This window comes from Tsukamurella sputi (assembly GCF_007858445.1).
Taxonomy (GTDB): Bacteria; Actinomycetota; Actinomycetes; order Mycobacteriales; family Mycobacteriaceae; genus Tsukamurella; species Tsukamurella sputi.
This window is the reverse complement of record NZ_VIGV01000012.1, coordinates 31,184-49,218: the sequence shown is the minus strand read 5'-3', so window position 1 is coordinate 49,218 and position 18,035 is coordinate 31,184. Positions and strand designations below refer to the sequence as shown.

The 18,035-nt window shown below is 72.0% G+C and carries 21 protein-coding genes and 1 riboswitch; of the genes, 5 read left to right on the top strand and 16 right to left on the bottom strand.

Going from position 1 to position 18,035, the window contains the following annotated elements; all coding sequences use genetic code 11:
• Positions 1-13: 13 nt before the first annotated feature.
• Positions 14-152: riboswitch (cobalamin riboswitch) on the bottom strand.
• From FK268_RS21315 to FK268_RS21280, 8 genes are all read right to left on the bottom strand, one after another.
• Positions 152-1,054: a 3-methyladenine DNA glycosylase gene (locus tag FK268_RS21315; protein ID WP_146437468.1), complete on the bottom strand. Its 903-nt coding sequence runs from the start codon at positions 1,052-1,054 to the stop codon at positions 152-154. (Overlaps the previous riboswitch by 1 nt.)
• Positions 1,051-2,124 carry a hemolysin family protein gene (locus tag FK268_RS21310; protein ID WP_146437467.1) on the bottom strand — a complete coding sequence of 358 codons (1,074 nt, stop codon included), beginning with the start codon at positions 2,122-2,124 and terminating at the stop codon, positions 1,051-1,053. The genes FK268_RS21315 and FK268_RS21310 overlap by 4 nt, the downstream gene beginning before the upstream one ends.
• Positions 2,117-3,457 (bottom strand): hemolysin family protein, encoded by a 1,341-nt coding sequence (locus tag FK268_RS21305; RefSeq protein WP_146437466.1) that lies wholly within the window; start codon positions 3,455-3,457, stop codon positions 2,117-2,119. The genes FK268_RS21310 and FK268_RS21305 overlap by 8 nt, the downstream gene beginning before the upstream one ends.
• Before the next feature lie 137 nt (positions 3,458-3,594).
• Positions 3,595-5,034 (bottom strand): GMP reductase, encoded by a 1,440-nt coding sequence (gene guaB1 / locus FK268_RS21300; RefSeq protein WP_146437465.1) that lies wholly within the window; start codon positions 5,032-5,034, stop codon positions 3,595-3,597.
• Positions 5,035-5,087: 53 nt separating this feature from the next.
• On the bottom strand, positions 5,088-5,588 hold the full coding sequence (locus tag FK268_RS21295) for a TM2 domain-containing protein (RefSeq protein ID WP_146437464.1): 501 nt from the start codon (positions 5,586-5,588) through the stop codon (positions 5,088-5,090).
• A gap of 52 nt (positions 5,589-5,640) precedes the next feature.
• On the bottom strand, positions 5,641-6,582 hold the full coding sequence (locus tag FK268_RS21290; protein WP_146437463.1) for a M56 family metallopeptidase: 942 nt from the start codon (positions 6,580-6,582) through the stop codon (positions 5,641-5,643).
• 21 nt (positions 6,583-6,603) lie between these two features.
• Positions 6,604-6,990 (bottom strand): BlaI/MecI/CopY family transcriptional regulator, encoded by a 387-nt coding sequence (locus FK268_RS21285; RefSeq protein WP_146437462.1) that lies wholly within the window; start codon positions 6,988-6,990, stop codon positions 6,604-6,606.
• Positions 6,991-7,250: 260 nt separating this feature from the next.
• Complete coding sequence (locus FK268_RS21280; protein WP_146437461.1) at positions 7,251-7,478, bottom strand: PspC domain-containing protein; 228 nt, start codon at positions 7,476-7,478, stop codon at positions 7,251-7,253.
• A gap of 112 nt (positions 7,479-7,590) precedes the next feature.
• Between FK268_RS21280 and FK268_RS21275 the strand changes: the two genes are divergently transcribed.
• The gene (locus FK268_RS21275) at positions 7,591-8,016 is read left to right on the top strand and encodes a PaaI family thioesterase (RefSeq protein ID WP_146437460.1); all 426 of its coding nucleotides are present in this window, start codon (positions 7,591-7,593) and stop codon (positions 8,014-8,016) included.
• Between the two features lie 75 nt (positions 8,017-8,091).
• On the opposite strand, the gene FK268_RS21270 is transcribed toward FK268_RS21275, so the two are convergent.
• Positions 8,092-9,543, bottom strand: a complete 1,452-nt coding sequence (locus tag FK268_RS21270) for an NAD(P)/FAD-dependent oxidoreductase (protein WP_146437459.1) — start codon at positions 9,541-9,543, stop codon at positions 8,092-8,094.
• Between the two features lie 72 nt (positions 9,544-9,615).
• Positions 9,616-10,185 (bottom strand): CGNR zinc finger domain-containing protein, encoded by a 570-nt coding sequence (locus FK268_RS21265; RefSeq protein ID WP_146437458.1) that lies wholly within the window; start codon positions 10,183-10,185, stop codon positions 9,616-9,618.
• A gap of 84 nt (positions 10,186-10,269) precedes the next feature.
• On the opposite strand from FK268_RS21265, the gene FK268_RS21260 reads away from it, so the two are divergent.
• The gene (locus tag FK268_RS21260) at positions 10,270-11,283 is read left to right on the top strand and encodes an EamA family transporter (protein WP_146437457.1); all 1,014 of its coding nucleotides are present in this window, start codon (positions 10,270-10,272) and stop codon (positions 11,281-11,283) included.
• Here FK268_RS21260 and FK268_RS21255 read toward each other — a convergent pair.
• Positions 11,183-11,683, bottom strand: coding sequence for a GNAT family N-acetyltransferase (locus FK268_RS21255; RefSeq protein WP_146437456.1), 501 nt, complete (start codon positions 11,681-11,683; stop codon positions 11,183-11,185). The two genes, FK268_RS21260 and FK268_RS21255, sit on opposite strands and share 101 nt — an antisense overlap.
• A gap of 110 nt (positions 11,684-11,793) precedes the next feature.
• Here FK268_RS21255 and FK268_RS21250 point away from each other — a divergent pair, with 110 nt between their 5' ends.
• Positions 11,794-12,666 carry an ATP-grasp domain-containing protein gene (locus tag FK268_RS21250; RefSeq protein WP_146437455.1) on the top strand — a complete coding sequence of 291 codons (873 nt, stop codon included), beginning with the start codon at positions 11,794-11,796 and terminating at the stop codon, positions 12,664-12,666.
• A 147-nt stretch (positions 12,667-12,813) separates the two neighbouring features.
• On the top strand, positions 12,814-13,575 hold the full coding sequence (locus FK268_RS21245; RefSeq protein ID WP_146437454.1) for a PadR family transcriptional regulator: 762 nt from the start codon (positions 12,814-12,816) through the stop codon (positions 13,573-13,575).
• Here FK268_RS21245 and FK268_RS21240 read toward each other — a convergent pair.
• The 3 genes from FK268_RS21240 to modA are packed head-to-tail and all read right to left on the bottom strand — an operon-like array spanning position 13,544 to position 16,106.
• Entirely contained in the window at positions 13,544-14,557 is a 1,014-nt protein-coding gene (locus FK268_RS21240; protein WP_146437453.1) for a sulfate/molybdate ABC transporter ATP-binding protein, read from the bottom strand. The genes FK268_RS21245 and FK268_RS21240 overlap by 32 nt on opposite strands.
• Positions 14,545-15,318 (bottom strand): ABC transporter permease, encoded by a 774-nt coding sequence (locus tag FK268_RS21235; protein WP_146437518.1) that lies wholly within the window; start codon positions 15,316-15,318, stop codon positions 14,545-14,547. Before FK268_RS21235 ends, FK268_RS21240 begins: the two co-directional genes overlap by 13 nt.
• A 29-nt stretch (positions 15,319-15,347) precedes the next feature.
• The gene (modA, locus tag FK268_RS21230) at positions 15,348-16,106 is read right to left on the bottom strand and encodes a molybdate ABC transporter substrate-binding protein (RefSeq protein ID WP_231707203.1); all 759 of its coding nucleotides are present in this window, start codon (positions 16,104-16,106) and stop codon (positions 15,348-15,350) included.
• 77 nt (positions 16,107-16,183) lie between these two features.
• Here modA and FK268_RS21225 point away from each other — a divergent pair, with 77 nt between their 5' ends.
• On the top strand, positions 16,184-16,618 hold the full coding sequence (locus FK268_RS21225) for an acyl-CoA thioesterase (protein ID WP_146437451.1): 435 nt from the start codon (positions 16,184-16,186) through the stop codon (positions 16,616-16,618).
• Here the strand turns inward: FK268_RS21225 and FK268_RS21220 are convergent.
• Together FK268_RS21220 and FK268_RS21215 are read right to left on the bottom strand one after the other, a co-directional pair.
• Positions 16,615-17,127, bottom strand: a complete 513-nt coding sequence (locus FK268_RS21220) for a DUF1990 domain-containing protein (protein ID WP_146437450.1) — start codon at positions 17,125-17,127, stop codon at positions 16,615-16,617. The genes FK268_RS21225 and FK268_RS21220 overlap by 4 nt on opposite strands.
• Entirely contained in the window at positions 17,124-17,993 is an 870-nt protein-coding gene (locus tag FK268_RS21215; protein ID WP_146437449.1) for a DMT family transporter, read from the bottom strand. The genes FK268_RS21220 and FK268_RS21215 overlap by 4 nt, the downstream gene beginning before the upstream one ends.
• Positions 17,994-18,035 lie beyond the last annotated feature (42 nt).

The following is an 18,035-nucleotide window of genomic DNA, read 5'->3' as shown; positions in this document are numbered from 1 at the left end:
GAGCACCGCCCGGCTCCGGGCGGTCGCGAGGGCAGGTATCGGGCTCGCACGCGCCTGCGCGCACTCACCGTTGCGGGGCAGCCCCGGATTCGCACCGGGTTCCCTCTTGCGCCGCGCGCTCGCGCACACGGACCTTCGCTGGGAGGGAAGTCTAGGCGGGGGAGTCGGGCATACCGGCACGGGGTTCGCCGGTGCCGGGCCAGGCGCGGACCGTCTCGAGGAGCCGCGCGCGGATCGGCGCGGCCCGCTCGGCGAGCACCGCCTGCCGCCGCACGTATTCGCGGCGGCCGTCGGCGGTCTCGATCGCGATGGGTGCGAAGCCGTGCGCCGCGAGGTCGTAGGGACTGGCGCGCATGTCGAGCTCGCGGGCCTCGCGCGCCAGATCGAAGGCGTCCGCCACCAGCTCCGACGGTGCGCCGGGCGTCAGCTTGAAGGCCCATTTGTAGAGGTCCATGCCGGCGTGCAGGCAGCCGGGCTGTTCGGAGGCGACCTGCGACTCCCGGGTCAGGCGCGTCGCGTTGCGGGGCGCGGCCTCGGGGGTGAAGAAGCGGAAGGCGTCGTAGTGGGTGCAGCGCAGGCTCCCCGCGCGCACCACCTCGTCGGTGCCCTCCGCGCCCAGGCGCAGCGGCACCGGGTGGCGCGCCTGATCCGCCTCGGCGAAGACCATCGCCCACTCGTGCAGCCCGAAGCACCCGAAGACGGGGGCGCGCGCGGCAGTCGCGGCAAGGAGGCGTTCGACGTAGGCCGCGGTTCCGGCGCGCTTGGCGAGAGTCGCCGGGTCCGTTCGCACCCGCGTGCCGTCGACGAGATAGCCGCGCATGCCACTGAACTCCGCCGCCGCACGCCGACCGTCGAGTTCGACGCCCAGACCGGGGTGCCAGCGCAACAGGTGCGCGGGCCGGTGCCCGTAGTACGTGAACAGGAAGTCCCAGACGGGGTGCTTCTCGCCGCGCGCGGCCCGGCGGCGGTGCGCGTCGACGAACGGGGTCAGGCGGTCCCGGTGGGCGGCCGCGCGGGCCTCCCACTCGGCGTCCGAGAGGACGGTGCTGCTCACACCCGGTGCGTCCCGTCGCGCACGGTGCCGACGAACTCCTCGACCACGTCCTCGAGGGCGACGATGCCGATGGTGCGGCCGTGATCGTCGGCGACGGCGGCGAGGTGCCCGCCGAGGCGGCGCAGGTGGCCCGCGGCCTGGTCGAGCGACAGCGCACCGTCGACCACGGGCAGGGGGCGCACGCGGTTCGCGCCGATCACCGTGTCCGGCCCGACTGCCGCGTCCATGATGTCCGGCAGCACGTCCTTGACGTGCAGGTACCCGGTGAACGCACCCGAGCTGCTGCGGACGGGGTAGCGGGAGTACCCGGTCTCCGCGACGGCGGACTCGATGTCACCGAGCGTCGGACCCCAGATGCCGTTCGTCCCCTGCACCGCCTGCAGCCCGCGGATCTCCGTCAGCGGGATCGCCACATCGGCGACGGTCCGCCGCGAGGTCTGCAGGGCGCGTGTGAGCCGCACCCGCTCCTCGGCGTCGATCAGGCCCTCGTCGTGCGATTCGGCGATGAGCTCGCTCAGCTCGCCCGCCGAGACGGTGCTGTCGAGCTCGTCGCGCGGCTCGACGCCGCCGATGCGGAGCACCAGCATCGCCAGCCAGTTGTAGACCGCGATGAGCGGGCGCACCAGCCGCACGAAGGCGACGTGGGGCGGCACCAGCAGCATCGCCGCGGCCTCGGGACCGGCCAGCGCGATGTTCTTCGGCACCATTTCGCCCAACAGGATGTGCAGCACCACCACGAGGCCGAGGGAGACGGTGAAGGAGATCGGGTGCAGCAGCGCGTCGGGGACGTGCGCCCAGGCGAGTGGCTTCTCGAGCAGGCGCGCGATCGCGGGCTCGCCGACCTTACCGAGCAGGATCGAGCAGATCGTGATGCCGAGCTGGCAGCCGGCCAGCATCAGTGAGAGGTTCTCCGAGGCCTTGATCACGGCCTTCGCGCTCGAGCGGCCCTGTTCCACGAGGGCCTCGAGGCGGTCGCGTCGGGCCGCGATCAGTGCGAACTCGGCGGCGACGAAGAAGGCGTTCGCGGCCAGCAACAGCACCGTCAGCGCGACGCTCAGGAGGTCATTCATGGGTCACCTCCACCAGGTCGACGCGGCGGCCGTCCATCCGGGCGACCCGCGCCGACCACTGCGGCGTCCCGCCGTCCTCGTCGAGGGACGGGTGGTTCGGCAGGGGCACGCGGTCGCCGACCGCGGGGATCCGTCCCAGGAGGAACATCACCAGGCCGCCGAGCGTGTCGTAATCGCCCTCGGGGGCGCGGTATCCCGTGTCGCGTTCGAGCTCGTCGACGCGCAGGAGCCCGGCGCACAGGTAGCCGTTCTCGGTGCGCTGCACGTCGACGGGCTCGTTCTCGTCGTGCTCGTCGCGCACGTCGCCGACGATCTCCTCGATCAGGTCCTCGACGGTGACGATCCCGGCGGAGCCGCCGTACTCGTCGACCACGAGCGCCATCTGCAGGCCGTTGGCGCGCAGCTGCTCCATGAGCGCGTCGCCGTCGAGCGTCGTCGGCACCACGGGGGCCGGGGTGGCGATGGCGGCCACCGCGACCGTCGCGCGACGCTCCGCGGGCACCGTCAGCGCCTGTTTGACGTGCACCAGCCCGACGGTGTCGTCCAGGTCGCCACGGACCACGGGGAAGCGGGAATGGCCGGACTCGATCGAGAGCGCGATCAGATCGGCGACGGTCGCATCGGCCTCGAGTGAGTCGATCCGCTGTCGCGGCGTCATCAGCTCCTCCGCGGTGAGCTCGCCGAACTCGAGGCTGCGGCCCACGAGCTCGGCCGTCATCTCGTCGATCGCTCCCTGCGCCGCGGAGTTGCGCACCAGCGCGCTGAGCTCCTGCGCCGAGCGCGCCGAGCTGAGCTCCTCCGCCGGCTCGATGCCGAGCCGCCGGACCAGGGCGTTCGCGGACCGGTTGAGGAAGGAGATCGCGAACCGGAAGGTCGACGAGAACAGCGACTGCGCGCCCGCCGTGAGCCGCGCGGTCTGCAGCGGCCGGGCGATCGCGAGGTTCTTCGGCGCCAACTCGCCGAGCACCATCGACAGCGAGGTCGCGATGATCAGCGCCAGCACCAGGGTGAGAGCGGTGGACACGACGTCCGGCATGCCCGTCCACTCCAGCGCCGGGCGCAGGAACTTCGAGAGCACCGGTTCGGCGAGGTAACCGGTCACCAGCGTGGTGATGGTGATGCCGAGCTGGGCACCGGAGAGCTGGAAGGACAGGGTGCGGTGCGCGTTCTGCACCTGCTTCGACCGGCGGTCGCCGCGATCGCGGACGTCGGCGTCGACCGTCGACTTCTCCAGCGCGGTCAGCGAGAACTCGGCGGCGACGAACAGCGCCGTGCCCACCGTGAGCGCGAGGAAACCGACGATGGCGCCGACGGTGATCAGCGCGCTAGCCATCGACGGGCACCGTCCGTTCCGGCGTCGGCGGAGTCTGTCGTCGGCGGCGTTTGCCCGGTCTTCGGACCTTCATGTTCCTTCTCAGCAGTGGGGGATCGCGTGAACGCAGTGTAGCGGGGCGCGTGCGCCCCGGCCGGTCACCAGCCGCCGGGCAGCGGTCGGCCCTCGGCGAAGCCCGCGGCGCTCTGCACGCCGACGGTGGCGAGACCGTGGAACTCCGGCACGGTGCGCGCGCCCGCGTAGGTGAACGAGCTGCGCACGCCCGAGGTGATCCGGTCGATCAGGTCCTCGACGCTCGGGGCCTCCGGGTCGACGCGGATCCGCGAGCTGGAGATGCCCTCCTCGAACAGCGATTTGCGGGCCCGGTCGAAGGCTCCCTCGCCGGCGGTGCGCGCGGCGACCGCGCGCTTGGAGGCCATGCCGAAGCTCTCCTTGTAGGCGGAGCCGTCGGTGGCGTACTTCATGTCGCCGGGGGACTCGTAGGTGCCGGCGAACCACGAGCCGACCATGACGTTGGAGGCACCGGCGGCCAGGGCCAGTGCGACGTCGCGCGGATGGCGGACGCCACCGTCGGCCCAGACGTGCGCGCCCAGCTCACGGGCCGCCGCGGCGCAGTCGAGCACGGCACTGAACTGAGGGCGTCCGACGCCGGTCATCATGCGGGTGGTGCACATGGCGCCGGGGCCCACGCCCACCTTGACGATGGTCGCGCCGGCGTTGACGAGGTCGCGGGCGCCGGCGGCGGCCACCACGTTGCCCGCCGCGAGCGGCAGCCCGAGGTCGAGGGCGGCGACGGCCTCGAGTGCGTCGAACATCTTGGCCTGGTGGCCGTGCGCGGTGTCCACGACCAGCACGTCGGCGCCGGCCTCGGCGAGCGCCCGGGCCTTGGCCGCCACGTCGCCGTTGATCCCGACCGCGGCGGCGATCCGGAGCTTGCCGGCGGCGTCGACCGCGGGGGTGTAGATGCCCGCGCGGACGGTGCCGGTGCGGGTGAGGACGCCGTGCAGGCGGTCGTCCGTGTCGACGAGGACCGCGAGATCGGAGTGGTCCTTCTCGAGCATGTCGAAGACGGCCTCGGGCGCGGTGCCGGCGGCGGCGCACACGAAGGAGGTGGCCATGACGTCGCGCAGCCGGGCGAACCGGTCGACGCCCTCGCACGCGCCGGAGGTCACCAGGCCGACGGGGCGGTTCTCGGCGTCGATGATCACGACCGCGCCGTGGGCGCGCTTGGGCAGCAGCGCGACGGCGTCGCTCACCGAGTCCTCGGCGCCGAGCGTGACCGGGGTATCGGCGACGAGGTCGCGGCTCTTGACGTAGGAGATCGTGTCGGCCGCGGCCTGCAGCGGCAGGTCCTGCGGCAGGACGACGATGCCGCCGCGGCGCGCGACGGTCTCCGCCATCCGGCGGCCGGCGACGGCCGTCATGTTGGCCACGACGAGGGGGATGGTGGTGCCCGTGCCGTCGTCCGACGAGAGGTCCACGTCGAATCGGGAGGTCACGTCCGACCGGTTGGGGACGAGGAAGACGTCGTCGTAGGTCAGGTCGTACTGCGGGCGGCTATCAGGAAGGAACTGCACGTGGGGTCATGCTAGCCCACGTGCGGCCGAAATCGAGCATCCTGCCCGCAGGATCACGGGCGCAGCGGCCGCCCGTACTGGTCGCGCACGCTGCCGGTGAGGATCATGATGCCGTCGATCAACGCCCAGATCGCGACGCCCAGGATGACGAAGATGCCGACGATCACGATGGCGAGGATGTAACCGATGATGGTCAGGCTCAGCTGGATCGCGGCGGTCTTGTTGTCGCCCAGGTAGAACCTGCCCACGCCGAACTGACCGAGGAAGATCTGCAGGAGACCCGCGGCCAGCTTCGACTTGTCCGAGAGCGGCTCACCGGTCTTGGGGTCGCGGCCGTAGGGGGCGCTGGGATCGGCGCCGACCACCTGTCCGTACTGGAACTGGTACGCCGGCTGCGGCTGGCCGGGATAGGGCTGCTGGCCGTACGGCTGCTGCGGGTACTGCTGGCCGTACGGCTGCTGGCCGGGATAGGCCTGCTGGCCGTACTGGCCCGGGTAACCCTGCTGGGCGTACGGATCGTTCGACTGGCCGTACGGCTGCTGCGGATCGGTCATAATGGTCCTCCTCGGTGTCCCCCCTGGCGCGCCCAGACTAGCCGGGGTGTCGTCAGTGGGTGAAGAGGCGGTAGATCTCGGTGAGCCAGGGGACCGCCACCGCGACCGTCGGGACCACGAGGATCAGGCCCGCCAGCAGGTAGACAGCGGCGCTGAAGAGTGTGCTGGCGGGCGGCATCGAGAGCCGCTCGACGCGAACGACGGTGCCGGTCGCACCCACGGCGAGCGCGCCGCGCGGAGCCGGGCTCTGCGCGCACGTGACCAGGGCGTTGGCGAGGGGGACCGGGCCGGCGGCGGCCACCGCCTCGTCGTCGGCGAGTAGCTCGACCAGCAGCTTGACCGAATCGAGCGCGGCCGACGAGCGCACGAACTTGGGGAAGGCGTGATGGACGGCTGTGAACGCCTCCAACACCAGATCGTGCCGTGAGCGCAGATGCGCCCGCTCGTGCGCGAGCACGGCGGTGAGCTCCTCGTGGCTGAGTTGGTTGAGGGTGCCGACGCTGAGCACCACACGCTGCCGCAGGCCGGGGAGGCAGTAGGCGAGCGGTTGGTCGACGCCGAGGACTCGCAGGTCGGCGGCGGAGACGGGATGGTTCTCGTCGACCGCCTGGGACAGGATGTCGACGACGGTGCGGTGCCGCGCCCGCCGGCGCCGGGTGCGGATCGCGAGGCGGACGGTGGAGGTGATGAGCCGGGCGCCGACCAGCAGGGTGAGCGCGAAGGCGACGACGGCGACGGCCCACGGGACCACGCCGAGCTGGCGGATCTCGTCGATCGGGTTGGTGGTGGGCCGCCCGTCGGCGCCGGGGACGAGCAGCCAACTCGCGATCACCAGTCCGGCGCTGAAGGCGGAGAGCACGGCGGCGAGGGCGATCGCCTGCCACAGCACGAGCGCGGCGCGCGGGGCGCGCAGCGGCCAGGAGGCGCGGGAGAGCCCGGTGGGCACCGGCCCCGCCAGCAGCAGGGCCAGCGCTCCGAAGATGAAGGCCGCCATGGTGACGAGCCTACTTGCCGATCAGGACTCGGCGCGACGCGCGGCCTCGCCGCCCTCGAGCTTGGCCAGCGCGCGACGCAGGGCATCGGCCTCGTCGGCCCCGACGCGCTCGACGAAGTGGACGAGCGCCGCCTCGCGCGAACTCTCGGCCTGGGCGAGCGCGTCGAACATCAGGTCGGCGACGAGTTCCTCGCGGCCGAAGCTCGCGGCATAACGGTGGGCGCGATCGGTACGGATCTGGCTGACCAGCTTCTTCTTCGCGAGCCGCTGCAGGACGGTCATCACCGTGGTGTAGGCGAGTTCGCGGTCGGCGGCCAGCGACTCGTGCACCTGTCGCACGGTCTGCGGTTCCGTGGACGCCCAGAGATGGTCCATGACCGCGCGTTCGAGATCTCCCAATGCCGCCATTGCTCCGATTCTACTCGGCATGGTCCGCATCGCTACGACGGCCTGTCGTAATCCATGCCACATCAATGAGGGCTTGCTAAGTTAGGGGAGCCTGTCCTAGAGTGAGTCTCGTCGCCGAGAGCGACACAGGAACCACATCGGACCGTGACGCGAACTGAGGGCTGCAGTAATCCGCCGGTCTGTGCCACGGCGGGTGCGGGGGATGGCTGAGCCCCCGCACCCGCCGACTTCTTTCTCCGCTCCCTGTCGGGCGTGGGTGATCAGTCCTTCGGCATCACGATCCAGAGCAGCAGGTACAGCAGGAACTGCGGGCCCGGCAGAAGGCACGAGAGCACGAAGAGCACGCGCACGAGCGTGACGTCGATGCCGAAGTAGCGGGCGATGCCCGCGCACACGCCGCCCATCCAGTTGTTCTGGAGGTCGCGGGCGAAGCGCTTCTGCGGGGCGGGGGTGTACGGGGTCTGGGTGAAGGGCGAGTTCTCGGTCATGTCTCCACAGTGCCCGCGAAGGGCGGTCCCGCGCATCGGGGTCTACCCCCACCCGGCCCGGATCTTCCGGCCCGGGGAACGGCCGGACGGGGCGCCGTCCTACTGTGGGGCCATGACGCAACCGACACCCGGACAGCAGCAGGTCATCGACGGGATCCTCGCCGGCGGCACCGCCGGATTCGACTCGATCCTCGGCCTGCAGTACACCGCGATCTCGCCCGACGGTGTGGAGGCGACGCTCACGTTGCGTCCCGAGCTGCACCAGCCCTTCGGCATCACCCACGGCGGCGTCTACTGCGCGATCGTGGAGTCCGTCGCCAGCGTCTCCGGCGTGGTCTGGCTCGGCGGCGCCGGGCACGTCGTCGGCGTCAACAACAACACCGACTTCCTGCGGGCCCTCTCCAGTGGCGTCCTGTCCATCCGCTCCACCCCGATCCACCGCGGCCGCCGGCAGCAGCTGTGGCTCGTCGAGATCGACTCCGAGGACGGCAAGGCCGTCGCCCGCGGCCAGGTGCGGCTGCAGAACATCGAGTCCTAGCCGTCCCCTGATACGCGCCGAGCGCGCCACCCGGACAGGGTGGCGCGCTCGTTCTGCGTGCGGGGTGGGAGGCCGTCAGCCCGCCTTCTCGGCGTCCTTCGACGGTGCCGCACCCGGGGCCTGCACCGCCGGCCCCGCCTTCGGCTCCGACTTGGGCAGCGCCCGCGGGGAGCTGGTGTGGACCGGCGGGATGGCCTTCTTGTCCCCGGTCTGCAGCGCGTCGAGCGCGGTGCGCGCGTAGACCTGCTGCTCGGTGATCGTCATCTGGCCGCGCTTGTTGGTGAGGAAGGTGATCGCCCAGGAGGTCAGCGTGATGACGCGGTTCTGGTAGCCCACGATGTACCACAGGTGCAGGGCGAGCCAGCCGAGCCAGGCGAGGAAGCCGCCGAACTCGAGCTTTCCGACCTTCGCCACCGCGCTGGCGCGCGAGACGGTGGCCATCGAGCCCTTGTCGAAGTACTTGAAGGGCTTGCGCTCGGCGGGGGACTGGCCCTCGAGGCCGGCCTTGATCGCCTTGGCGGCGTAGGTCGCGCCCTGGATGGCGCCCTGCGCCATGCCCGGCACGCCGTCGACCAGCATCATGTCGCCGACGACGAAGACGTTCGGGTTGCCCGGGATGGTGAGGTCGGGGAGCACCTTCACGCGACCGGCGCGGTCGGTCTCCGCACCGGACTGCTCGGCGAGGATCGCGCCGAGCTTGCTGGCGGCGACGCCCGCGGACCACACCTTGCACTGCGCCTCGATGCGGCGCTCGGTGCCGTCCTTCTCCTTGACGACCAGGCCGTCGGCGTCCACGTCGACCACCATGGCGTTGAGCTGGATCTCGACGCCCATCTTCTCCAGCCGCTTGGCCGCCATCGTGCCCAGCTTCTCGCCCATGGGCGGGAGCACGGCGGGCGCGGCGTCGAGGAGGATGACGCGCGCCTCAGTGGGATCGATGTTGCGGAAGGCGCCCTTGAGGGTGTTGTCCGACATCTCCGCGATCTGCCCGGCCAGCTCGACGCCCGTCGGGCCGGCGCCGATCACCACGAAGGTGAGCAGGCGCATGCGCTCCTCGTGATCGTGCGAGAGCTCGGCCTGCTCGAAGGCGCCCAGGATGCGGCCACGCAGCTCGAGCGCGTCGTCGATGGTCTTCATGCCCGGCGCGAACTCGGCGAACTGGTCGTTGCCGAAGTACGACTGATCGGCCCCGGCGGCCACGATGAGGCTGTCGAACGGGGTGACCGTCTCGCGCTCGAGCAGGTGGCTCGTGACCGTCCGGTTCTCGAGGTCGATGTGGGAGACCTCGCCCAGCAGCACCTCCGCGTTGCGCTGCTTGCGCAGGATCATGCGGGTGGCGGGGGCGATCTCGCCCTCGGACAGGATGCCCGTCGCGACCTGGTACAGCAGCGGCTGGAACAGGTGGTGGGTCGTCTTCGCGATCATCGTCACGTCGACGTCCGTGCGCTTGAGGGCGCGGGTGCCGAACAGGCCGCCGAACCCCGATCCGATGACGACCACCTTGTGGCGGTGCGATCCGTCGCTCATTACTCTCGTCGCTCCTGGTTGTGCGTCGAAGCCGGGATCCCCGGCGTGTGCAGTCCTACCGTAGTCGCCTGCTCAACTCTCGTCGCGCCGCCCGCCCGAACTGGTGGCCCTGCGCTCCCGGTACGCGGCCACGTGGGTGCGATTGCCGCAGTTCCCCTCGGTGCAGAACCGCCGGGACCGGTTCTTGGACAGGTCCACGAGAACTCGGTCACAGTCGTCGGCCGCGCAGGTCTTGAGCCGGTCGACGTTGCCGCTGCGGACAAGGTCGACCAGGGCCATTGCGAACTCGGCGCGCATCCGCACGGGGATCGGCGCGTCGTCCGGCGTGAAGTGCAGATGCCAGTCCCAGCTGCCGTGGCGGGTGAGCCGCGGTTGCTGCGGTGTGGCGGCGAGCATGTCGTTGACGATCGCCGCGACGCGATCGGGATGACCGGCCGACCAGGCGAGCGCGAGTTCCGTGCGGAGGGTGTGCACCGGGTCGAGGTCCTCGGTCGAGGCGCTGCTCCACCCGGTGAACTCGTGCCGGCGCAGGTAGTCCTTGAGCGCGCCGACGGTGTCGAGGGTCTCGGTCTGTCCGTAGTCGGAGTTGACCAGGTCGGCCGCCATGACCAGCGAGGGCTCGGTGTCATGTGCGAATTTCATTTGACTCCTTACGTGGCGCGCCGCTACTGTCACCAGTGTAAATCAATTCACTCCTTACGGATCGCGCATAGTCGGAGGTGACGCATGGGTCGGGGTATCGCAATCGCACTGTTGTCGGGGTTCGCCTTCGCGATGTCGGGCCCGTTCGGCAAGCCGCTGCTCGAAGCGGGCTGGAGCCCCGCGGGTGTCGTGTTGGTCCGGATCTGGATCGCCGCGCTGGTGACCGGCGTCCCGATGTTGCTCTTCGCGCGGGAGCGGCTGGCCACGCTGCGCCGCGCGCCCTTCACCGTGCTGGCGTACGGCCTGCTGGCCGTGGTCGGTGTGCAGCTGGCGTACTTCAACGCCATCGCCCACATGTCGGTCACCGTCGCGCTGCTCATCGAGTTCTCGGCGCCGCTGCTGGTGCTGGTGTACCTGTGGGCGCGGTTCGGGCAGCGCCCGACGGTGCGGACGGTGCTCGGTGCGGCGCTCGCCGTGGCGGGGCTCGTGGCCGTCGTGGGCGCCGCGTCGGGCGGCGCGGTCGTCACGCCCGTCGGGCTGGCGTGGGCGTTCCTCTCGCTGGTCGGCCTTGCGGCGTACTTCCTGCTCGCGGAGGACGGGACCAAGGCCGATGCGATCGACGTGGCGAGCGCGCAGAAGCCCGGCGTCGACCAGCTCGCGCTGGCCGTGGGCGGCCTGTTCGTCGGAGCGCTCGTACTGTCCGCGACGTCGCTGGCCGGGATCACCCCGGTCCGGGTTTCGACGCAGTCCGTGGTGCTCGGCGGTCTCGGGACGGTGCCGTGGTGGGTCCCCGCCGTGGTGATCGGCGCGATCGCCACCGGCCTGGCGTACGTCGCGGGCATCCTCGCCATCAACATGGTGGGTCCGACGCTGGCCTCCTTCCTCGGCTTCTCCGAGGTGATCGCGTCGGGCGTCGTGGCCTGGCTGATGCTGGGGGAGGCTCTCACGCCGGTGCAGATCGGCGGTGCGGTCGCGATCGTCGCGGGCGTGATCGCCGTCAAGCGGGGCGAGCAGCGCGGAGCGCGTGAGGTCGCGCCGCGAGACGTGCCAGCCAGTCCGCACGATGGAGCTCGTACTCCACCCGCGCGTACGGCGTGAGATCGGCCTCGGCCTCGTCGCCGAGGTCCACCTCGCCCTGGAGCGATTCCCAGTCCAGCATGGCGACGTCCAGCTGGCGCATGCCGAGTCCCGCGAGCACGCGGCGCGAGGCGAGGTTCGACCACGCGGTGGAGGCGTAGACGCGTCCCGTCAGCCCGTGCTCGAAGGCGTGGCCCACGAGCGCGTGTGCCGCCTCCGCGCAGAATCCGCGCCGACGATGGGCGTCCGCGACCGCGTAGCTCAACTCCAGTCCGCGGGCGCGGCTGTGCCGCGAGGAGCGCAGCGCGATCCGGCCCAGGGTGCGACGGCTGTGCCGGTCGACGATGTGGAAACGGCCGTCGGAATCGCCCGTGGCGCCGGTGGCCGGCGAGAGGTGCAGGCGTGCCGTCTCTATGTGCATGTGCAAATCACCCCTCACAGCGCCCAGCGTAACCGCTGCGCCGGGGCGCGTGGCGCACTTCGCGCGGGTGTCGCGACGGTCGAGCCGTTCCGGCTGCCATACTGTCGGGCGTGACGTACCGAATCGCTCTTGCCACCTCCGCGGCGCAGCCGGACACCGACGACCGCGGCCAGGAGATCCTCTCCGCCCTGCGTGCTGCCGGTCACGAGGCCGAGGCGGCCGTGTGGACCGATTCCGCCGTCGACTGGGAGCAGTTCGACGCGGTCGTGATCGCCGGCGCCTGGGACTACGCGCAGCGCTACGACGACTTCCTCGCCTGGGCCTGGCGCGCGGCCGCGCAGACCCTCGTGCTCAACCCCGAGCCGCTGGTCCGCTGGTACGCCGACAAGCGCTACCTGCGCGACTACGAGTCCGAGGGCATCCCGATCGTTCCCACCCAGTTCATCACCGTGCACGACGCGACGCTGGACCACGACTACCTCGGCACCGAGCACGTCGTGCGCCCGTCGATCAGCGGCGGCCTGGCGGAGTCCTTCCGCTTCGGCCCCGGTGACGACGACGCGAGCCGCGCCAAGCTCGACGAGATCAAGGCCAGCGGCAGCAGCGTCATGGTCTTCCCGTACTCGGTCGAGGCCGGTGGCGTATCGCTGGTCTACATCGGGGGCGAGTTCAGCCACGCCTTCGGGCGCGATCTCGCTGCCGAGCTGACCGCCGAGTCCACCGACGGCCGCCCCGCCGAGGTCGTGCTGGACGCGGAGCCCACCGACGCCGAGCGCGCGGTCGCCGAGGCGGCGCTCAAGCCGATCGACCCCGCGAACCCGCCGCTCTACGTGCGCGTCGACCTCGTCCGCACCCCGGGCGGCGATCCCGTCCTCCTCGAGGTCCAGGTCGTCCAGCCCGATCTTCATCTCGAGCGCCTCGACGGCGGCGCGGAGAAGTTCGCTCAGGCAGTGATCGCGCGTGTCGCTGCCGAGAAGGCCTGACCCGCCCTTTCTCTCCCGCTGAAGCCCTCACCCGAATGTCGGGTGGGGGCTTTCTCGTCGTCAGGGGTTGCCATAGGAACTATCGCGATATATCGTGAACGCATCGGGTTGCGAAACATGCGACCCCCTACCGAAAGGAGTGCCACCATGCGTAGGCACACACACGATGAGCGCTTCGACGCGCGGTTCCGCAACAGCGGCTTCCCGTCCGACTGCGAGCCCGGCGAGGGCCGCGGCGAGCCCCGTGGACGCGGGCGGGGCCGCGGTTTCGGCCCCGGTCCCGGATTCGGTCCCGGCGGCTTCGGCGCCGAGGGCTTCGGTCCCGGCGGCCCCGGTTTCGGCCCGGGCGGCTTCGGTCCCGGTGGGCCCGGTGGCCGTGGCGGTCACGGTGGCCGCGGACGTGGTCGCGGACGCCGCGGCGTCCAGCGCGGCGACGTCCGGATCGCGGTCCTGCGTCTGCTCGAGACCGAGCCGATGCACGGCTACCAGATCGTCTCCTCGATCGAGGAGCGCACGGCCGGGGCGTGGAAGCCCAGCCCGGGCGCCATCTACCCCACGCTCAGCCAGCTCGAGGACGAGGGGCTGATCACCATCGAGCGCGAGAACGGCCGCAAGGTCGCGACGCTCACCGACGCGGGCCGCGAATACATCGAGACCGCCCTGGCAGATGCGCCCGACCCGTTCGCCGGCTTCGACGGTGGCTCGGCCGAACGCGGCCACCTTCGCGAGACGTTGCGCGAGCTGCACGAGGTCACCCGCCGCGTCGCGCGGACCGGGGACCCCGTTCAGACGGCCGCGGTGGACACGATCCTCGGCGACGCGATCAAGCAGGTCTACCTGCTGCTCGCCGGGGTCGATCGCACGCCGCCGTCGACCGTCACCGACGCGGCGGACCCGGACGAGCAGTAGCCGCTCGCCGCGAGCGCGCCGGATCGGGCCGCAGGCGGACCGCGTCCCCGGGGCGCAGATCCCGGTAGCGCTCCGCGGGTAGTTCCGCGACGACCGTCGCGCCGTCGTCGACGAGGGCCGTGACGCGGCAGTGCCCGCCGGCCACCGTCACCTCGACGACCCGGCCCGCGATCCCGTCCACGGTTCCGCCGTCGTCCACCGCGACGTCCACCGCGTCCGGCGGGAAGACCCGCACACCTTCGCCGTCCGGCAGCAGGTTCATGCCTGCCAGCCGGGCGGCGAAGGCCGTTGCGGGGGAGAGCAGCAGGTCGGCGGCTCCGCGGTGGTCGCTGATCCGCCCGTCCTCGAGGACGGCGGCCTCGTCGGCGAGGGCCACCACGTCGGCGGCGTCGTGGGTGACGAGGACGCAGGTCCGGTCCTGGAGCAGCGCGCGCAGCAGGGTGCGGACCTCCGCCCGCGCCGCGACGTCGAGCGCGGACAGCGGCTCGTCGAGGAGGAGCACCTCGGGCTCGGCGGCCAGCGCCCGCGCGAGGGCCACGCGCTGTGCCTGCCCGCCGCTCAACTCGTCCGGGCGGCGGTCCGCCAGGTGATCGGCGCCCACGGCGGCGAGCCAGTGGTCGGCCGCGGCGCCCGCAGCCCGACGGTTCGCGCCCGCGCTGCGGGAGGCGAAGGCGACGTTGGCGCGCACGCGCAGGTGCGGGAACAGTCGCGCCGTCTGGCCCAGGAGCGCCACCCGGCGGCGGTGCGCCGGTACCCAGGTCGCGCCGTCGAAGACCGCCCGGCCCGCGACGGCGATGCGCCCGGTATCCGGGCGGACGAGGCCCGCGACGGCGGCCGCCACCGTCGACTTCCCCGTGCCGTTGGGGCCGAGCAGCGCGAGCGTGGCCCCCGCGGGTACGGCGAAGGTCGCGTCCACGCCGCGCGCGCCGACGGTGACGTCGACCTCGAGGCCGGGGGCCGCCACCCCGATCATCTCCGCCATGCCCGGACGCCGTAGACGCACGAGACGATGACCGCCGCAGCGGCGAGCAGCACCAGCGAGAGCGCCACCGCGGCCTGCGGATCCGTTTCGTTACGCAGGTAGATCTCGAGCGGCAGGGTGCGCGTGGTCCCGGCCAGCGAGCCCGCGAAGGTGAGGGTCGCCCCGAACTCGCCCAGCGCCCGCGCGAAGGTCAGCACCACGCCAGACGCGATCGAGGGCAGTACCAGCGGCAGCGTGATGCGGCGCAGCACCACCGACGGCGGGGCGCCGAGCGTCGCGGCCGTGTGCTCGAAATCGGTACCGAGCGTGCGCAGCGCGCCCTCGACGGCCAGCACCAGGAACGGGAGCGCCACGAAGGCCTGCGCCAGCACCACGGCCACCGTCGTGAAGGCGATGTGCCCGCCGAGCCCGCCGTACTGCCCGATGAGGCCGCGGCGGCCGAAGGCGTAGAGCAGTGCGATGCCGCCGACCACGGGCGGTAGGACCAGCGGGAGCAGCACCAGCGGCCGGAGGACGCCGACGAACCGGGATCGGCTGCGCGCGAGGATCACCCCGAGCGGGACGCCGAGCACGATGCAGACCAGCGTCGCCGCGAAGGAGGTCTGCAACGACAGGACGAGCGCGGTGCGCGAATCCTCCGAGGTGACCAGCTCGCCGAACCGCGGCCAGTCCACCTTCGCGACGATCGCGACGAGCGGGACCACCACGAACAGGGCTCCCAGGCCGGCGGGAACCACGATCCAGCGGGGGAAGGTGCGGATGGCGTCGGGGGCGGAACGTGCGCGCGGGGTCAGCTCGGTGCCCCGAATCCGGCGTCGGCGAGGGCCGCCCGGCCTTCGGGGCCGCGCACGAAGTCCACGAACCGCTGCGCGCCGGACGCGTTCTTCGCGCCGGTCAGCGGTGCGATCGGATAGACGTTGACGGCACCGTCGGCCTGCGGGAAGTCGACGGAGGCCACGGCGCCGCCCGTGCCCTTGACGTCGGTCCGGTAGACGAGGCCCGCGTCCGCCTGCCCGTGCCGGACCTTGGCGAGAACGCTGGAGACGGCGTCCTCCTCGCTCACGGGTGCGAGCGCCACGCCCGCCGCCGCGGTGACCTTCGCGGTCGCCGCGCCGCACGGGACGGGCTTCGCGCACACCACGACCGAGACGCCGGGCCTGGTCAGGTCCGCGAGCGAGGCGATGCCCTTGGGATTGCCGGGCGCGGTCGCGATGGTGAGCACGTTCGTCGCGAAGGGCTCGGCCTTCGCGACGAGGCCGGCGGCGCGGGCGCGATCCATCGTCGGGGTGTCGGCGGTGGCGAGGACGTCGGCGGGCGCGCCCTGGGTGAGCTGGGTGAGCAGGCCGGAGGAGCCGCCGAAGGAGAATTTCACGACGGTGCCCGGGTTCCGGGCCCCGAACTGCGCGCCGAGCTTCTCGAAGGTCGCCTGCAGGCTTGCCGCGGCGTAGACGACGACGGTGCCGGACGCGGCCGATGGCGACGACGACGGGGATCCGCCGTCGGGCGAATTCGAGGTGGAGCAGGCGGCCATGCCCGCAGCCAGTGCCATCGCAATCAGTGCTCGTGTGGCGCGCATCGCATCTCCCGGTGCCGGAACGGTCGAGGGTCGTGGTCGACAATATCCGCATGGCGAGTCATGAGGTGTCGGTCCCGCTGCGGTGGTCCGACATGGACGCACTGCAGCACATCAACAACGTCGCGATGATGCGCCTCCTCGAGGAGGCCCGCATCCGATTCCTCACCGAGCAGGTGACACGGCCGGGGGACACCCGGGTGACGATGTTCGTCGCGCATCACGAGATCGATTACCTCGCGCCGCTGCTGTACTCGCCGGAGCCCGTGCGGATCGTGCTGAGCGTCACGCGGATCGGCCGGTCGGGTTTCGACCTCGGCTACGAGGTGTTCGGGGCCGACGGTGCCGCCGCCGCGATCGCCGAGACGTCGATGGTGGTCGTCGACGAGTCGGGTCGCCCCGCGTCGATCCCCGCCGAGCTGCGTACTCAGCTGGTCGAGCTGGTCGGCGAGCCGATCCCGTTCCGCCGCCGGCGTACGAACGCCTAACGGACCATCGCCGCGAGGTAGCGCCGCGTCATCGTCGCCTGCAGGAGCCGGGCGACCGGCGCGCCGAGCCGCGTGAACCACCGGCCCGGCCGGGAGAACGCGCCGATCACCGCGACCACTGCGTCGTCGGGTCGCAACTCGACGGAGAACAACTCCTCGCCGCTCTCGGGGTGCCCCGGCAGCGTGCCGTAGGCGAACCCGGCGCGGGTGGGCTCGTCGACGACGTAGACCACGCGGCACGGGATCCGGATCGGGCCGAACAGCGGCGTGGACATCACCAGGACGGTGCCGGCCTCCGCCCGAGGCGTGCTCGACCGCACGCGCAGTCCCGCACCGCGCTGCATGCCGTACGTCAGGATCGCCTCGCGTACGGCGGCGAAGTCGTCCGCGCCGTGGCCGACGACCCGCTCCGCGCGGATGCCGTGCGCATCGGCGGGCGGCCTTCCGCGTGTCGCCCCGACCTCCGCGTAGGTGAAGGGCGCGTCCGCGAGCGCCGCGAGGTCCGTCATGTGCCCGACGGTACGCCCTCCCGGGCGGCGAGCCGCGCCGCCGCGACCGCGCCGATCACGCCCGCCGCGACCACCGCGACCCCGTGACCACCGGTCAGCGTGACGGACTCGTGCAGCACGACGGCGCCGAGCGCGGCCGCGCACAGCGGCTCGGCGAGCGTGATCGCGGGCAAGGACGCCGAGATCGGCGCGGGCTGGAAGGCTCGCTGCTGCAGGTACATCGCGCCGAGTCCGGCGAGCACCAGGACGTACAGCCGCCAGTCGGTGAGCAGCCGCACGGAGTTCGCGACCACGTCCGCGTGCTCGTACGACGTGAGCACCGGCTTGGTCAGCACCGTCGCCACGCCGAAGAGCACGCCCGAGGCGACGCCGAAGGACAGGGCCCGCGCCGGGCCGGGCAGCGACCGCACGAGCCCGATGCCGGTCGTGACCGCCGCGACCGCACCCACGACGAGGAGCGCCGGCAACCAGTCGGCGCCGGGAGCGTCGGCGACCCCGTCCGTCGGCCGGCCCGCGATGAGGAAGACCGCCAGCGCGACCGCGAGGACCACCGCGTAGGTCCACTCGCGCGCGGTGACGCGCGTGTGATTGAGGAGTGCCGAGACCGGCAGCGCGAACAGCAGGGCGGCGACGATCAGCGGCTGCACCACGAGTACCGGGCCCAGCGCGAGCGCCCAAGCCTGGAAGGCGTAACCGCCGAGGTCGCCCACGAGGCCGAGCCACCAGCGGGGTCTGCGGATCAACTGCGCGATGAGCGGTGCGCCGTCGGCGACGCTCGCCGCCTCGGCCTGTTGCGCGGCGGAACCGCACGCGAAGAGGAAGGCGGCGATGAGGGCGAGGGCGACCGAGGCCGAGGTGGCGGACACGGGTGAAATCTACGCTCGCGCGCGAGGGCCGCGGCGGCACAG

What these genes read in the sequence shown, in the direction of transcription:
- FK268_RS21310 (WP_146437467.1), bottom strand. Translation starts at nt 2,124, where the DNA reads ATGAATGACCTCCTGAGCGTCGCGCTGACGGTGCTGTTGCTGGCCGCG.
- FK268_RS21305 (WP_146437466.1), bottom strand. Translation starts at nt 3,457, where the DNA reads ATGGCTAGCGCGCTGATCACCGTCGGCGCCATCGTCGGTTTCCTCGCG.
- FK268_RS21295 (WP_146437464.1), bottom strand. Translation starts at nt 5,588, where the DNA reads ATGACCGATCCGCAGCAGCCGTACGGCCAGTCGAACGATCCGTACGCC.
- FK268_RS21290 (WP_146437463.1), bottom strand. Translation starts at nt 6,582, where the DNA reads ATGGCGGCCTTCATCTTCGGAGCGCTGGCCCTGCTGCTGGCGGGGCCG.
- FK268_RS21285 (WP_146437462.1), bottom strand. Translation starts at nt 6,990, where the DNA reads ATGGCGGCATTGGGAGATCTCGAACGCGCGGTCATGGACCATCTCTGG.
- FK268_RS21280 (WP_146437461.1), bottom strand. Translation starts at nt 7,478, where the DNA reads ATGACCGAGAACTCGCCCTTCACCCAGACCCCGTACACCCCCGCCCCG.
- FK268_RS21275 (WP_146437460.1), top strand. Translation starts at nt 7,591, where the DNA reads ATGACGCAACCGACACCCGGACAGCAGCAGGTCATCGACGGGATCCTC.
- FK268_RS21270 (WP_146437459.1), bottom strand. Translation starts at nt 9,543, where the DNA reads ATGAGCGACGGATCGCACCGCCACAAGGTGGTCGTCATCGGATCGGGG.
- FK268_RS21265 (WP_146437458.1), bottom strand. Translation starts at nt 10,185, where the DNA reads ATGAAATTCGCACATGACACCGAGCCCTCGCTGGTCATGGCGGCCGAC.
- FK268_RS21260 (WP_146437457.1), top strand. Translation starts at nt 10,270, where the DNA reads ATGGGTCGGGGTATCGCAATCGCACTGTTGTCGGGGTTCGCCTTCGCG.
- FK268_RS21255 (WP_146437456.1), bottom strand. Translation starts at nt 11,683, where the DNA reads ATGCACATAGAGACGGCACGCCTGCACCTCTCGCCGGCCACCGGCGCC.
- FK268_RS21245 (WP_146437454.1), top strand. Translation starts at nt 12,814, where the DNA reads ATGCGTAGGCACACACACGATGAGCGCTTCGACGCGCGGTTCCGCAAC.
- FK268_RS21240 (WP_146437453.1), bottom strand. Translation starts at nt 14,557, where the DNA reads ATGGCGGAGATGATCGGGGTGGCGGCCCCCGGCCTCGAGGTCGACGTC.
- modA (WP_231707203.1), bottom strand. Translation starts at nt 16,106, where the DNA reads ATGGCACTGGCTGCGGGCATGGCCGCCTGCTCCACCTCGAATTCGCCC.
- FK268_RS21225 (WP_146437451.1), top strand. Translation starts at nt 16,184, where the DNA reads ATGGCGAGTCATGAGGTGTCGGTCCCGCTGCGGTGGTCCGACATGGAC.
- FK268_RS21220 (WP_146437450.1), bottom strand. Translation starts at nt 17,127, where the DNA reads ATGACGGACCTCGCGGCGCTCGCGGACGCGCCCTTCACCTACGCGGAG.